This is a genomic window from Nocardia sp. NPDC051030, from assembly GCF_040683015.1.
GTDB lineage: Bacteria > Actinomycetota > Actinomycetes > Mycobacteriales > Mycobacteriaceae > Nocardia.
Map to the genome: position 1 here is coordinate 69,013 of NZ_JBFBCD010000016.1, position 13,336 is coordinate 82,348.

General features: G+C 66.4%; 14 protein-coding genes. 8 read left to right on the top strand and 6 right to left on the bottom strand.

The window, feature by feature from the left end:
- Window positions 1-143: 143 nt before the first annotated feature.
- Both sepH and serC read right to left on the bottom strand, forming a co-directional pair.
- The gene (sepH, locus tag AB0N05_RS38160) at window positions 144-1,232 is read right to left on the bottom strand and encodes a septation protein SepH (protein WP_364703920.1); all 1,089 of its coding nucleotides are present in this window, start codon (window positions 1,230-1,232) and stop codon (window positions 144-146) included.
- A gap of 232 nt (window positions 1,233-1,464) precedes the next feature.
- Window positions 1,465-2,589: a phosphoserine transaminase gene (gene serC / locus AB0N05_RS38165; protein WP_364703923.1), complete on the bottom strand. Its 1,125-nt coding sequence runs from the start codon at window positions 2,587-2,589 to the stop codon at window positions 1,465-1,467.
- A gap of 145 nt (window positions 2,590-2,734) precedes the next feature.
- On the opposite strand from serC, the gene AB0N05_RS38170 reads away from it, so the two are divergent.
- The gene (locus AB0N05_RS38170) at window positions 2,735-3,532 is read left to right on the top strand and encodes a hypothetical protein (RefSeq protein ID WP_364703926.1); all 798 of its coding nucleotides are present in this window, start codon (window positions 2,735-2,737) and stop codon (window positions 3,530-3,532) included.
- Between the two features lie 54 nt (window positions 3,533-3,586).
- Here the strand turns inward: AB0N05_RS38170 and AB0N05_RS38175 are convergent, their stop codons facing one another.
- The 3 genes from AB0N05_RS38175 to AB0N05_RS38185 all read right to left on the bottom strand — a co-directional run bounded on the left by AB0N05_RS38175 (window position 3,587) and on the right by AB0N05_RS38185 (window position 5,921).
- Complete coding sequence (locus AB0N05_RS38175; protein WP_364703928.1) at window positions 3,587-4,375, bottom strand: polysaccharide deacetylase family protein; 789 nt, start codon at window positions 4,373-4,375, stop codon at window positions 3,587-3,589.
- A 134-nt stretch (window positions 4,376-4,509) separates the two neighbouring features.
- Complete coding sequence (locus tag AB0N05_RS38180) at window positions 4,510-4,689, bottom strand: DUF1272 domain-containing protein (protein ID WP_364703931.1); 180 nt, start codon at window positions 4,687-4,689, stop codon at window positions 4,510-4,512.
- 92 nt (window positions 4,690-4,781) lie between these two features.
- Window positions 4,782-5,921, bottom strand: coding sequence for a citrate synthase 2 (locus AB0N05_RS38185; protein WP_364703933.1), 1,140 nt, complete (start codon window positions 5,919-5,921; stop codon window positions 4,782-4,784).
- Window positions 5,922-6,020: 99 nt separating this feature from the next.
- On the opposite strand from AB0N05_RS38185, the gene pdxH reads away from it, so the two are divergent.
- The 6 genes from pdxH to AB0N05_RS38215 all read left to right on the top strand — a co-directional run bounded on the left by pdxH (window position 6,021) and on the right by AB0N05_RS38215 (window position 12,436).
- Window positions 6,021-6,746 (top strand): pyridoxamine 5'-phosphate oxidase, encoded by a 726-nt coding sequence (pdxH, locus tag AB0N05_RS38190; RefSeq protein WP_364703936.1) that lies wholly within the window; start codon window positions 6,021-6,023, stop codon window positions 6,744-6,746.
- 113 nt (window positions 6,747-6,859) lie between these two features.
- Window positions 6,860-8,143, top strand: a complete 1,284-nt coding sequence (locus AB0N05_RS38195) for an MFS transporter (protein ID WP_364703938.1) — start codon at window positions 6,860-6,862, stop codon at window positions 8,141-8,143.
- Window positions 8,144-8,290: 147 nt separating this feature from the next.
- Window positions 8,291-8,671: a DUF4189 domain-containing protein gene (locus AB0N05_RS38200; protein ID WP_364703940.1), complete on the top strand. Its 381-nt coding sequence runs from the start codon at window positions 8,291-8,293 to the stop codon at window positions 8,669-8,671.
- 208 nt (window positions 8,672-8,879) lie between these two features.
- Window positions 8,880-10,193, top strand: coding sequence for a citrate synthase (locus tag AB0N05_RS38205; RefSeq protein ID WP_364703943.1), 1,314 nt, complete (start codon window positions 8,880-8,882; stop codon window positions 10,191-10,193).
- A gap of 533 nt (window positions 10,194-10,726) precedes the next feature.
- Entirely contained in the window at window positions 10,727-11,932 is a 1,206-nt protein-coding gene (locus tag AB0N05_RS38210) for a GNAT family N-acetyltransferase (RefSeq protein WP_364703946.1), read from the top strand.
- A gap of 114 nt (window positions 11,933-12,046) precedes the next feature.
- Window positions 12,047-12,436, top strand: a complete 390-nt coding sequence (locus AB0N05_RS38215; protein WP_364703966.1) for a YccF domain-containing protein — start codon at window positions 12,047-12,049, stop codon at window positions 12,434-12,436.
- Between the two features lies 1 nt (window position 12,437).
- Here the strand turns inward: AB0N05_RS38215 and AB0N05_RS38220 are convergent, their stop codons facing one another.
- Entirely contained in the window at window positions 12,438-12,875 is a 438-nt protein-coding gene (locus AB0N05_RS38220) for a MarR family transcriptional regulator (protein WP_364703949.1), read from the bottom strand.
- 167 nt (window positions 12,876-13,042) lie between these two features.
- Between AB0N05_RS38220 and AB0N05_RS38225 the strand changes: the two genes are divergently transcribed.
- Window positions 13,043-13,282 (top strand): DUF2530 domain-containing protein, encoded by a 240-nt coding sequence (locus AB0N05_RS38225; RefSeq protein WP_364703951.1) that lies wholly within the window; start codon window positions 13,043-13,045, stop codon window positions 13,280-13,282.
- Window positions 13,283-13,336 lie beyond the last annotated feature (54 nt).

Genomic DNA, 13,336 nt, shown 5'->3' on the forward strand with positions numbered 1-13,336 from the left:
GCCACCACATCAAAATCTACCCCCACCACGGCCGAAATGTCGCTGTTGCGCCACCTCGCACCCGGCGCGGCGAACTCCAAGTTTCACCGCGGAGACGAAGCGAGTCAGCAAATACTCAGCATTTGAGCGGGATTCGGCGGGACTCAGTTACCGGAGCTGCGCACGCCTAGGAGCACGTCTTCCCAGGACGGCATGGGAGCCTTGCCGCCGCGCTTGGAACGACTCTGCTTCTGCCCGGCCTGCTTCGCGGCGGGCTGCTGTGCCGGAGCGGCCGGAGCCGGTTCCGCGGCAGCGGGTTCGGCGGCCGGGGCGGACGGCTGGGCCGGGGCGGGTGCCGGAGTCGAGGTCGCGGGGGCCGCCGGGGCTGCCGCCGCGGGTGCGGGGGCGGGCGCCGGAGTGGGGGTGGCCGGAGCCGACGGGGCGGCGGGGGCGGGAGCCGGGGCGGCGGCCGCGGGTACCGGCACGGTGTCCGCACCGACGGCGGCGCGCTGCTCGAAATACCCGTCCAGGGACTGCTGATTCGCGACGCGGGCGGGCGCGGACTCGTATTCGGCCCGCTCTTCCCGCGGCGCGGGCGCAGGAGCCGGGGCCGACTCCACGGCGGCCTCGGTCTGATCCGGGAGAATGCTGGCCAGGCCGCGCAGGGCGCGGCCGAAGTCGGGGTCGATCAGATCGGCGGCCGGATCATCGAGGGGCACCACGGAGCCGCCGTGCGCGTCGGGCTGGTAGCGCCAGTGTGCGGCGATCACCGAACGGCCCGCCTGCCACTGCAATTGGGCCACCCAGTAGCCCTTTTCGTCCTTCCAGGCATCCCATTCGGCGACCTCGATATTGTGGCCACGCTCGGCGAAGGCCGCGGAGACGATATCGATGAGGGTCTCGACGGCGGGACCGTCATTGCGGACCGGATGCGCCTTCTGCGCCAGTTCGGCGGCGCGGGCACGTTCCAGCAGAACGGGATACGCGAAACGCTCGACTCGACTGGCGGGCATGCCGGACTCTTCGGTCACCTGCTCCACCGAAGCACCGGCACGGATACGGGCCTGGATATCGCGAGGACGCATCGTGGCTTCCATTTCGATCTCGATCTGGCCGAATCGGGCAAGGTCTCCACGGGCGGCCGCACGCAGTTTGTCATCCGCGGCGAGCCGGTACTTCTGACCGGTTTCGGTATCGATGCACACGATGTGCGCGGAATCGGGCGTCAATCCGATTACTCGAAGTTCACGCACCGTTACCTCCTTGTCACTGCAACGAACACCGTGCTGCTGCTTCAATCACAGCCACAGTAAGGCTCGCGACACCACCCACGTTCTGGAACAGTAGTGCACTTCTGTGATTCGTGGGGCAAGACACGCGGCGCGGAAATCTGTCGCCAGATCGCCGCGCCGCATACTGTGTCTCCTTTGGCCTTCCGCCCGGATTCAGCGGGAGGACCCGAATCACTGCATGAACACCGTGGTGTCAGCCGATCTTCTCGACCACCCAATCAATGCAGCGGGTCAGCTGCGACACGTCCTCGGGGTCGATGGCGGGGAACATGCCGACGCGCAGCTGGTTACGACCCAGCTTACGGTAAGGCTCGGTGTCCACGATTCCATTGGCGCGCAGCACCTTCGCGACCTGCGCCGCATCGACCGAATCCACGAAGTCGATGGTGCCCACAACCTGCGAGCGATTCGCCGGATTCGCCACGAACGGAGTCGCGAATTCGCTGGTCTCGGCCCACGAGTACAGACGCGAGGAAGAATCCGCGGTGCGCTTCACGGCCCAATCGAGACCGCCGTTCCCATTGAGCCATTCGATCTGATTCGCGAACAGCAACAGCGTGGCGAGCGCGGGCGTGTTGTAGGTCTGATCTTTGGAGCTGTTGTCCACCGCGATGGGCAGCGACAGGAATTCCGGAACCCAGCGACCCGAGTTCTTGATTTCCTCCACGCGTTCCAGGGCCTTCGGGCTCATCAGCGCGATCCACAGTCCGCCGTCGGACGCGAAGCACTTCTGCGGCGCGAAGTAGTACACGTCGGAATCGGCGATGTTCACCGGCAGACCGCCCGCGCCGGAGGTGGCGTCGATGGCGATCAGGGCATTCTCCGAACCGGCCGGACGCGACACCGGAATGGCGACACCGGTGGAGGTCTCATTGTGCGCCCAGCCGATGAGGTCGACGGACGGGTCGGACACCGGCACGGGGGCGTCGCCCGGCTCGGACTTGACCACGATCGGGTCGCCGATGAAGGGGTTGCCCTTGGCCACCGAGGCGAACTTGGAGGAGAACTCGCCATTGCTCAGGTGCAGCGACTTCTCGCGGATCAGGCCGAAGGCGGCGGCATCCCAGAACGCGGTGGTGCCGCCATTGCCGAGCACGACCTCGTAACCGTCGGGCAGCGAGAACAATTCGCGCAGGCCGGAGCGCACCCGCGCCACCACGTCCTTGACCGGCTTCTGCCGGTGGGAGGTGCCGAACACAGAGGCGCCGGTGTCGACGAGGGACTGTAGCTGTTCGGGACGCACCTTGGAGGGTCCGCAGCCGAACCGTCCGTCGGCGGGCTTGAGATCGTCGGGGATGGTCGGGAACGCAGAGGTCATGGCGACAAGGGTAAAGCGTGGTAGTACGCGCGGGGGCCAGTGGGTAGGCGACACAAAACAACCGGACCTCGGGGTTCGTGACGACCCTCCGCAAACGGCGCGTAACGCTGTGGCACACCCCACACAGCCACTACGGTTTACCGCCATGAGCATGGCCGCGCACGAGCGACCTGACACCGCCGCCGGCCGATCCGGCCCCCCGGCGAATCCCGGACGCGCACAACGCAAACCGGAGACGCCGGACAACCACCCACGCCTCGGGCTCCTGAGCCGCCTCTCCTCCCAGTTCGGCTCCCGCGGTCTCACCCGCCGCGGACCCGCCCTGGACGACGCCGCCCGCCGCGAGCTACTCATGCACGGCACCGAGGGCACCGCCACCATTCTGAGCGTGCGATCCGGCGGCAAGAACGCTGCCAGCAGCCCGCCCGAGCACGCACAGGGGCCCGGCCAGGAATTCTGGGTGCGCATCCGGCTCGAGGATCAGCACCCGTATGAGACCCGGGTCCGGCAGCGCGTGAGCACCGCCGATCAGGAATGGATGCAGCCGGGCGACATCATCGCCTGCCGCGTGGATCCGGGCGACCGGGACCGCCTGGTCTTGTATGTGCCCGCGCCCGAGGCGGAATCCTCGCGCGCCAATCTCGCCAAGATCCTCAGTCACGGCCGCCGCGCCCGCGCGACCGTGCTCGCCGCCACTCCCCTGGCCGCCGATTACACCGGCCGCGACGATCCCGTGCTGCGCCTGGATCTGGAACTGCACGCCTGGGACGAACCCGACCCGTGGCGGGTCCGCGTGGTGCAACCGGTCCCGCTTTCGGCCATGGACCTGGTGGATCTGGGCAGGCATCTGGAGGCGGCCTTCTTCACCGTCGATCGCGGTGAATCGGTGGCCGTGGACTGGGCGGCCTCCCGCGAGGCCGAGGAACTCCCCCGCGAACGGTGACGAACTCCGTGCGAGCGCGGAGGTTTCGAGCATGCAGGTCTCGAGCGGGGATGCCTACGGCAGCTTGACGAACTGGAAGCCCGCCGCCTTCAAAGCCGGAAGGGCTTTGAGCATGCCCGCGCCGGTGCCGGAATTGGGCCGGTGCATATGCGCCAGGGAGATGCCGCCGGGCTTGGCGTTCATCATGTTCGCCTGCACCTGCGCGGCCGAGGCGGTCGCACCGAAATCGGCATTGACCGAATAGCCGACCGGGGTTTCGCCGAGCTCGTGCACGATCGACACGGCGACATCGTCGTAGTGGGCGGTCCCGGCCCGGAAGAAGCGCGGCGCACGACCGGTGAGCGCGGTGAGCCGCTCGTGATTGCCCCACACCTCGTCCACGGCTTCCTGCGTGGAGCCGGTGCCCTTGATCTCATAGGCGGCGCGGCCGTTCACCGCGAGCGGCCGGTGCGAGGTGCCGTGATTGGCGAGCTCGAACAGCGGATTGGCGGCGAGCTGCGCGGCGCGATCGGGATTGGCGTCGATCCAGCGCTTGTTCAGGAACAGGGTCGCGGGGATCTGCTGCGCCTGCAGCAGGGCCAGCAGATTCTCGTCGATATCGTTATTGCCGGGACCGCCGCAGGCATCGAAGGTGACCGCGAACTGCTTTCCGGCGGAACCGAATTCGGTGGTGATGCCGGACAGATCCATGCCCCACGACTGCGGCTTCTGACCGGCGTACTTCGCCGCCACCGAGGACGGGGTGACCGCATCGGCGAGCGGCAGACTCGCGGGCGCGAGACCCGGATCCGTCTTCTTGAGCGGGGGTTCGAGAATGCGATCGGATGAATTACCCTTCGCCACACCGCATCCGGTGGCCGCTAAGCCGGCAGCTATCGCCGCGCCCGCGGAGAGCAACCGGCGCCGGGACAGTCCTGCGTCTAGCACCGGTGAAGGTTATGTGAAGAAGATGCCAAGGGCCAGAGCTCGATTCACCATTATTTTAACCTTCGCGGTCTGGCAACCAACTCGCCACCACAGTTCGGACAGTTGTAATCCATTGTTCTACTACAGTTTTCGCAGAACGAGCACTCGTAGGAACAGATCCACGCCGGGCCATCAGCAGTGAGTTCGGCAATCCCGCATTTCTCGCAGCGAGTCCGCATCTCCAAGGCCATCGAACACCTCCATAGTACGAAAACAGGTTGTTTCGGAGACGAGTGTGGCCCCCGGCGAGTCGCCGCGGGCCACAGTCGAGCATTCGATCGAACTAGCGAACCACGGTGTCCCAGCCGATAACCGTCTCCGGCTTACGCGGATTCGGACCGGTGTAGATGGCGGCCGGGCGGACCAGCTTGCCGAGCTTCTTCTGCTCGAGGATGTGCGCACACCAGCCGGCGGTACGGCCACAGGTGAACATGGCGGGCATCATGTGCGCCGGGACCTCGGCGAAGTCCAGGATCACGGCGGCCCAGAACTCGACATTGGTCTCGATGGCGCGATCCGGGCGACGCTCGCGCAGCTCGGCCAGGGCGGCCTGCTCCAGCGCGGCGGCGACCTCGTAGCGCGGCGCGTTCAGGCGCTTGGCGGTGGCGCGCAGCACGCGGGCGCGCGGGTCCTCGGCCCGGTAGACCCGGTGGCCGAAGCCCATGAGCTTTTCCTTGCGGTCCAGGATGCCCTTGACCAGAGCCCGTGCGTCGCCCGACTTCTCGACGCCCTCGATCATCGGGAGCACGCGCGCCGGGGCGCCGCCGTGCAGCGGGCCCGACATGGCGCCGATCGCACCCGACAGCGAGGCGGCCACATCCGCGCCGGTGGAGGCGATGACGCGGGCGGTGAAGGTGGAGGCGTTCATGCCGTGCTCGGCGGCCGACACCCAGTAGGCGTCGATGGCCTCGGTGTGCTTCGGGTCCGGGTCACCCTTCCAGCGGGTCATGAACCGCTCGGTAATGGTGTTGCACTCGTCGATCTTCTTCTGCGGCACCGCGGGCTGGTAGATGCCGCGGGCGGACTGCGCCACATACGACAGCGCCATCACCGAGGCGCGGGCCAGATTGTCGCGGGCGGTGTCGTCGTCGATATCGAGCAGCGGCTGGTAACCCCAGATCGGGGCGAGCATGGCCAGCCCGGCCTGCACATCGACGCGGACGTCACCGGTGTGAATCGGCAGCGGGAACGGCTCGGCCGGGGGCAGGCCGTGCCCGAACTCGCCGTCGACCAGGAGCGACCACACGTCACCGAAGGTGACCCGGTTCGCGACCAGGTCCTCGATGTCGACGCCGCGGTAGCGAAGCGCGCCACCATCCTTGTCCGGTTCGGCGATATCGGTGGTGAAGGCCACCACGCCTTCGAGACCGCTGACGAAGTCAGCCGGGATGACAGGGCTGGGAACCGCAGCGCTGGCAGTCATGTTGTGACTCTCCTTGCAAATCGGGCTGTCCGATCCAGGGCAGCCACGCCGATCACCGTTACCTTAACGCGCGCATTACTCCGGAGTAACGTCTGGCCCATGCCCGACCAGGAGAAATTCGCCACTACCGATCTCGATATCGCGGCCATGCGCGTGGAGTACGGAGTGGACGCCGGCGACAATCATCCGGGCCTGGAAACCGACCTTGACGAGAGCTGGCTGACCGACGGCTGGGAACCATTGCTGCGCAACTGGATCGAGCATGCCACCAGCGCCGGGATCACGGACTCGAATGCCATGGTGCTGGCGACCGTGGAGGTGACCGAATCCGGTCCGCGCCCGGCCTCCCGGACCGTGCTGTGCAAGGGGCTCTCGCCCGAAGGTGTGACTTTTTACACGAATTACGACTCGTTCAAAGGGCAGGCGCTGGCGGTCACGCCCTATGCCTCGGCCACCTTCGTCTGGCCGGTGCTCGGACGGCAGGTCACCGTGCGCGGGCCGGTGCGACGGGTCGCCGCCGAGGTCACGGCTGTGTACTGGCGGTCCCGGCCGCGCGGTTCACAGCTGGGCGCGTGGGCCTCGCTGCAATCGCGGCCGATCGGTTCGCGGGAGGACTTGGATCGGCAGTTGACCGAGGTCACAGCACGTTTCGAGAGCGTGGCCGAGATTCCGGTGCCGCCGCATTGGGGCGGGTTCCAGTTGCAGCCGGAGTACATCGAGTTCTGGCAGGGACGGCGCAGCCGGATGCACAACCGGCTGCGGGTGCTCGTGGAACCGGGCAATACCGAGGTGGCCGCCATGAAAGTGGAACGCCTGCAACCCTGAGGCTGTAACCCCAGTAATGCCGATGCGCAGGCATCAAGCAAGGTCCACAATCGTGGGATGAATCACCGGAAAACCGCTGCCCCAGCTCGTTTAGTGCCGCTAATGTCACGCCGGTGAAAGTGCTCGCCGATATAACCCCGCTCCGGAATCCCGACTATCGCAGGTTGTGGACCACCGGAGTCGTCACGGTCATCGGCGCACAACTCTCCGTGGTCGCGGTTCCCAAGCAGCTCTACGACATCACGCACAGCTCCTCCTATGTCGGCCTGGCCGGACTCTTCGGCCTCATCCCGCTCATCGTGTTCGGCCTGTGGGGCGGCGCGCTGGCCGACGCCATGGACCGCCGCAAGCTGCTGCTCATCACCAGCGCCGGAACCGGTCTCACCGCGCTCGCCTTCTGGGCGCAGGCCGCGGCCGGGCTGAACAATGTGTGGCTGGTGCTGGTGCTGTTCTCGACGCAGCAGGCCTTCTTCGCCATGAACGCGCCCGCCCGCAGCGCCATCTACCCGCGCCTGCTGCCGGAAGAGCAACTGCCCGCTGCCAATTCGCTGAGCATGACGGTCATGCAGTTCGGCGCGATCGCGGGCCCGGTCATGGCGGGCATGCTGATTCCGGTGACCGGGCTGTCCACGCTGTACCTGCTGGATGCCGTGGCCCTGCTCGCCACCGTGTGGGCCACATGGAAACTCCCGCCCATCCCGCCCCTCGGCGAGACCCGCAAGGCGGGGCTGCGCGAGGTCGCGGACGGTTTCGTCTACCTGGCCACGCAGCGAATCCTGTTGGCTTCCTTCGCCGTCGACGTGGTGGCCATGGTGTTCGGCATGCCGCGCGCGCTGTTCCCGCAGATCGCGCAGGACAGTTTCGGCGATACCGCGAGCAGTGGTCATGCCCTCGGCCTGCTGTTCGCCGCCATGTCGGTGGGCGCGGTGGCCGGTGGCGTGTTCTCCGGCTGGCTGTCCCGAATCCGGCGGCAGGGCCTGGCCGTGGTGGTGCTGATCGTGTTGTGGGGCATCGGCATGATCGGGTTCGGGCTGGCCGTGGCGGGTGCCGGGCATTCGCTGAGCCTCACCGTGGCGCTCTGGATCGCCTTCGCCTGCTTGGCCTTCGGCGGCGCGGTGGACATGTTCTCCGCGGCCCTGCGCACCACCATGCTGCAGTCGGTGGCCACCGATGAGATGCGCGGGCGATTGCAGGGCGTGTTCATCGTCGTCGTGGCGGGTGGACCCCGAATCGGTGATGTTGCGCACGGTTTCGCGGCGGCGGCCGTGGGTACGGCGGCTGCCGCGGCGGGCGGTGGCGTGCTCGTGGTGATCGGCATGGTGGTGGCCGCACTCGTGTTTCCGGCATTCGTCCGATATCGCGTGGCGCGGGCCCATTCCGAGGTGGCGACGGCCTGACCGAAGAAAGCGCGACAACCGGATTTATTGCCCTGCCTGCGTTTTCGTGATCAATCCGATAATTGACGTGAAATTCCCCACCCGGACGTTTAGTCTCTGTCCAGTCTGAAACGGACACGAGTTACCGATCCACCACGGGGGAATACCATGCAGTCTCCGCTGCGTACCATCACCAAAGTCCTTGTCGCACCGGCCGCTATAGCCACTTTCGGTCTCGGTGCGCTCATCGTGCCCGCTTCCGCGCAGGCCAGCCCCACCAACTGGGGCGCCATCGCGGTTTCCGACGATGGCGATATCGGCTCATCCTGGAACTACAACACCAAGGACGAGGCCAAGTCGGCCGCCATGAACTCCTGCCATGGCCCGAACTGCGAGGTTCTCGTTACCTTCACCGTCTGCGGTTCGGTCAGCCATTCGCGGATGGGCCACGAGTACAACGGCCGTTACGGGCCGTCGCGCGGCGAGGCGGAGGACAACGCTCGCGTGCACCCCGATTCCGTGATTCTCAAGACGGTCTGCAACGACTGATCACGGCGCTCACCAGGAAGACGCGGCGGCGGTCCGGGCCAATAGCACAGGACCCCGCCGTGCCTCACCTCACGACAATGTGACTGTGAGGTAGTTAAGGGTGACCCTCATTAGTCAGGCGTCTTGGACAGCGGCTAGCGTTGAAGCAAGCGCGTCGTCCGCCACCGCGGCCGAGGCCTACGGTTTCAAGCCTGAGAGGGATCCTTCCGTGCCCGCTGAGAACATCATCAACGTCGACGACGACGCCAAGCCGGTGCTGACATACCCCGGTGGCGAGTACCCGATGACGGTTGCCAAGGCTGTCGAGGGCAACGACGGAATCGACCTGGGCAAGCTACTGGCCAGCACCGGGTACGTCACCTACGACCCCGGCTTCATGAATACCGCGTCGACCAAGTCGGCCATCACCTACATCGACGGTGAAGCGGGCATCCTGCGCTACCGGGGCTACCCGATCGAGCAGCTCGCCGGTAAGTCGACCTTCATCGAGGTGAGCTACCTGCTCATCTACGGGGAGCTGCCGACCCAGGCCCAGCTCGACGACTTCACCGACCGGATCCGCCGGCACACCCTGCTGCACGAGGATCTGAAGCGCTTCTTCGACGGCTTCCCGCGCAACGCTCACCCGATGCCGGTGCTGTCCTCCGCGGTGAACGCACTGTCGGCCTACTACCAGGACTCGCTGGATCCGCGCGATCCCGAGCAGGTCGAGCTGTCCACCATCCGACTACTGGCCAAGCTGCCCACCATCGCGGCCTACGCCTACAAGAAGTCGGTCGGTCAGCCGTTCCTCTACCCGGACAACTCGCTGTCGCTGGTCGAGAACTTCCTGCGCATGACGTTCGGCTTCCCGGCCGAGCCGTATGAGGTCGACCCCGAGCTCGCCGCCGCGCTGGACATGCTGCTCATCCTGCACGCCGATCACGAGCAGAACTGCTCCACCTCGACCGTGCGCCTGGTCGGCTCCTCGGACGCCAACCTGTTCACCTCCGTCTCCGGCGGCATCAACGCGCTCTGGGGCCCGCTGCACGGCGGCGCCAACCAGGCCGTGCTGGAGATGCTGGACGGCATCAAGGCCGACGGCGGCGACGTCAAGGAATTCATCCGCAAGGTCAAGAACAAGGAAGACGGCGTGAAGCTCATGGGCTTCGGGCACCGCGTCTACCGCAACTTCGACCCGCGCGCGACCCTGGTCAAGAAGGCCGCGGACACCATCCTGTCCAAGATCGGCGGCGACGACCAGCTCCTGGACATCGCCAAGGCGCTCGAAGAGGCCGCGCTGAACGATGAGTACTTCATCGAGCGTCGCCTGTACCCGAACGTCGACTTCTACACCGGCGTCATCTACCGGGCCATGGGCTTCCCGACCCGCATGTTCACCGTGCTGTTCGCCATGGGCCGACTGCCCGGCTGGATCGCGCACTGGCGTGAAATGCACAGCGAGCCTTTGAAGATCGGCCGTCCGCGCCAGATCTACACCGGCTACGGCGAGCGCGACTACCGCGATATCACGGGCCGCTAACCGCCCTGAGCTCCCCGAAACCCGCTCTCGCACCGGCGAGGGCGGGTTTCGTCGTTTCGGAACCCCTCCCGGCCAGGGCATTTCGGACTACAAGGTCTTCTTAAGGATCTTGTTGGCGGCGGACGGCATTGTTGTTCATGCGAGATCGAAACGACCTCGCAGAGGGGGGACTCGAATCCGGGGGGATTCGAGATGCGGGGGGACTTGGGTCGGGGGACTCGGGGGAACAAAGGTCCGGGGAGGGACCTGGGGGGAACGAAGGTCCGGGGGGACCTGGGGGACTTGGAGTCTGGGGGGACTCCGGGGGGAATCGAGTTCGGGGGAACTCGAGGAAATGAGGTTCGGGGGACCTTGGGGGGACATCGAAAGCAGGGGGGGAGCTGGGGGGATCGGGAGTCCGGGGGGACTCCCGGGGCGGATTCTTCGGTGTTCGTCACCTGCCACGGAGGGGTTGGCAGGTGGCGGACACCGGACCCGTTTCCCGCGGAAAAATCTGATGCAGAGCCATATCGATTCATGGGATGGTTCGAGTCATGGCATCGACGAATGGCATCACCGTACGCTCAGCCACCAAGGACGACTTGCCCGCGATCGTGCAGTTGGAAGAGACCGCGTTCGGCATGCGCACCGAGCAATCCGACCGGGAACTCGGCCCCGAAGTCTTCCCCGTCGAACGGGCCTTGGTCGCGGTCGACGGCGACCAGATCGTCGGGCACACCGTGGACCGCACCATGACCCTCACCGTGCCCGGCGAACAGACCGTACAGGCCTCCGGCGTCTCCGGCGTCGTGGTCGCACCGACGCATCGCCGCCGCGGCATCCTGCGCACGCTCTACACCGAGATGCACCAGCGCACCGAGGACGAGGGCCTCCCGCTCACCATCTTCACCGCCAGCGAAGGCACCATCTACGGCCGCTTCGGCTACGCACCCACCATGGTCGAGAACGAGGTCGAGATCGACCGGCGGCGCGCCGAATTCCGGCCGGGCACACCGGATCCCGGCGGCGTCCGGATGGCGACCATCGACGAGGCGAAGAACCATCTGTACGAGGTGTACGACCGCTGGCGGCGGATCGTGCCCGGCGGCCAGGAGCAGCCGGAAGCCAAGTGGAAGAAGCGGTTCGCGGACCCGGAACGGCATCGCCGCGGCGCGACCTCACTGTTCGTGCTGACCCATCCGGACGGGTACGTGCTGTACCGGCGGCAGTGGCGGGACGAGGAATCCGCGGTCATCGTGGTCGAATTCCGGGCCGTCACGCCCGAGGCACACATTGCGCTGTGGCGAGTGCTGCTCAGCCTCGACCTCGCGCACACGGTCGAGGCCACGCTCGCCGATAATGACCCGCTCCCCTACCTGATGACCGACCCGCGACTGGTTCGCGTCAAAGGCCGGTGGGACAGCTTGTGGATGCGACTCATGGACGTCCCGGCGGCACTCACCGCACGCACCTATCGCACGGACCTGGATGTCGTTCTGTCCGTGGATGATCCGTTCCGCAATGCGGGCGGCACGTTCGCGCTCCGGGTGCGGGACGGTATCGCGGAATGCGAACCCACCACCCGTCCCGCCGAACTGGAACTGGGCATCGACGTCCTGGCCGGGCTGTACTTCGGCACCCATCGCGCCCGGGCCTTCGCCGCCGCGAACCGGATCCAGGCCAAGGAAGCCGCCGCGCTGCGCGCCTTCGATGAGGCGTTCACCACAGAGCGCGACGCCGAACTCGGCTGGTTCTTCTGACCCGAGATCGCAAGGTCACAGGCCTGCCGGGACGGGCATTCCGGCCGCCGAAATCAGGGTTTTCCCCGGTGTCGGCGGCCCGCCCGCCCTGGCATGCTGGATGACGTGAAACCGATCCAGTTGGTGTTGAACGTGCTCTGGCTAGTCCTCGTGGGCTTCTGGATGGCGCTGGGTTACATCATTGCCGGATTGATCTGCTGCGTGCTGATCGTGACGATCCCGTGGGGCATCGCCTCGTTCCGGATCGCCTCGTACGTGCTCTGGCCGTTCGGGCGCGAAGCCGTCGAAAAGCCCGGCGCGGGAATCCCGTCCATGCTCGGCAATGTCGTCTGGATCATCGTCGCGGGCTGGTGGCTGGCGCTGGGTCACATCTTCACGAGCATCGCCCTGGCCATCACCATTATCGGAATCCCGTTCGCCTGGGCCAATCTCAAGCTCGTCCCGATCTCCCTGTTCCCGCTGGGACGCGAAATCGTCTCCAGCGATAGGGCTTTCGGATACTGAGTTACTCGGACTCGTCCACGATCTGCTTCATGATCGAGACAGCTTCGAGGAGCACCGTCAGTTGCTCCGGGCGCAGGCCCGACAGCTGATCGGTCATCCACGCCTCGCGGGCGTGCGTCTCATCCGCGATCAAGGCGCGCCCGGCCTCGGACAACGACACGATGATCTGCCGCCCATCCGTGGGATGCGGATTCCGTTCCACCAGGCTCATTTCCGACAGCGATGCGATCACTCGCGTCATGGACGGCGGTTGCACGCGCTCCTTGGCGGCCAGCGCGCCCGGCGTCATCGCCCCTTCACGGTTGAGCGTGGCGAGAGCGGAGAGCTGAGTCAGCGAAATCTGGGCATCGGCGCGCCTGCCTCGCAGATGTCGCGTCAAGCGCACCACCGCCAGTGAGAGGTCACCGGCGAGCGCTCGAATATCGGAAGGCGTTGTCACAGAGGCAAACGATACGTGACCGCTCGCGCACTGGTTGACTGTTCGCGAGGTCCGCCCCGCACCGTCCCGACATGCAGGATTCCGGCACCCACCCCGGGAGCCGTACCGACCGGTACGCGAGCGTGCCACCCCAGCCGATACCCCCGCAACCCTCTACCCTGGAATCCGTGACTCAGCCCGTGCCCGAGATCCCCCACCGCTTCACCGATCCGCGCCCGGTCCTGGCCCTCGGCAGCCTCGGCTGGCTGATAGCCACCATCCTCGTCTGGACCAACGACAACTGGGCCGACTCCCGCCCCATCTGCCTCATGGGCCTGGGCGTAGGCCTACTCGGCTACACCATCTTCGCCATCCAGCGCCGAGGTGCCCGCCGAGGCGACAAGGGCGCCCAACTAGGCCTCGACTAGCCGACCCAAAAGGGTGAGGGAGCTGTGGTGGTGGGAATTCGCTCGAATTCCCAC

What these genes read in the sequence shown, in the direction of transcription:
- AB0N05_RS38200 (WP_364703940.1), top strand. Translation starts at nt 8,291, where the DNA reads ATGCAGTCTCCGCTGCGTACCATCACCAAAGTCCTTGTCGCACCGGCC.
- pdxH (WP_364703936.1), top strand. Translation starts at nt 6,021, where the DNA reads ATGCCCGACCAGGAGAAATTCGCCACTACCGATCTCGATATCGCGGCC.
- serC (WP_364703923.1), bottom strand. Translation starts at nt 2,589, where the DNA reads ATGACCTCTGCGTTCCCGACCATCCCCGACGATCTCAAGCCCGCCGAC.
- AB0N05_RS38185 (WP_364703933.1), bottom strand. Translation starts at nt 5,921, where the DNA reads ATGACTGCCAGCGCTGCGGTTCCCAGCCCTGTCATCCCGGCTGACTTC.
- AB0N05_RS38180 (WP_364703931.1), bottom strand. Translation starts at nt 4,689, where the DNA reads ATGGCCTTGGAGATGCGGACTCGCTGCGAGAAATGCGGGATTGCCGAA.
- AB0N05_RS38210 (WP_364703946.1), top strand. Translation starts at nt 10,727, where the DNA reads ATGGCATCGACGAATGGCATCACCGTACGCTCAGCCACCAAGGACGAC.
- AB0N05_RS38170 (WP_364703926.1), top strand. Translation starts at nt 2,735, where the DNA reads ATGAGCATGGCCGCGCACGAGCGACCTGACACCGCCGCCGGCCGATCC.